2 rRNA genes are annotated in these 690 nt (G+C 45.9%); both read left to right on the top strand.

What is annotated here, in order from left to right:
- Window positions 1-88 (top strand): 16S ribosomal RNA (locus MOY_RS16575); the annotation flags it as partial.
- A gap of 309 nt (window positions 89-397) precedes the next feature.
- A 23S ribosomal RNA gene (locus MOY_RS16570) occupies window positions 398-690 on the top strand; the annotation flags it as partial.

Here is a 690-nt window from a genome sequence, read left to right as displayed (position 1 = left end):
GAGGGCGATCACCACGGTGTGGTTCATGACTGGGGTGAAGTCGTAACAAGGTAGCCGTAGGGGAACCTGCGGCTGGATCACCTCCTTAAACGATGCATCACTCCTCGCGGTAAGCGCTCACAATGAATTACCTGATCAGAATGCTGTTGATGAGCAGTGATAAACGCTCTTTCACCTTAAAAAAGAAGAAAAGACCTTTCTTTTAGACCTTTCTTTTTCGTTTAACGTTGAAAACACGACCCGTTTATCACTGCTTATAGCAGTCGCTCTTTAACAATGTATATCATGCTGACATAAACGCTTCGTAGAAGTGTTTATACGTAATTGTTTTGTGATACGTCTCAAGCGTATCCGGCAATCGTTATTATTGCGAACCCCAGACTCCTTCGGGTTATAGGGTCAAGCAATTAAGCGCACACGGTGGATGCCTAGGCAGCCAGAGGCGATGAAAGACGTGGTAGCCTGCGATAAGGCTCGGCGAGGTGGCAAACAACCTGTGACCCGGGCATTTCTGAATGGGGAAACCCACTCATCATAAGATGAGTATCTTACGCYKATATATWSAGCGTAAGATACTCATCWTAWGATGAGTATCTTACGCTGAATATATAGGCGTAAGAGGCGAACCAGGGGAACTGAAACATCTAAGTACCCTGAGGAAAAGAAATCAACCGAGATTCCCCTAGTAGC

The organism is Halomonas sp. GFAJ-1 (assembly GCF_000236625.2).
Lineage (GTDB): Bacteria > Pseudomonadota > Gammaproteobacteria > Pseudomonadales > Halomonadaceae > Vreelandella.
The sequence above is the reverse complement of the archived record's forward strand: the minus strand, read 5'-3'. Positions and strand labels throughout refer to the sequence as shown.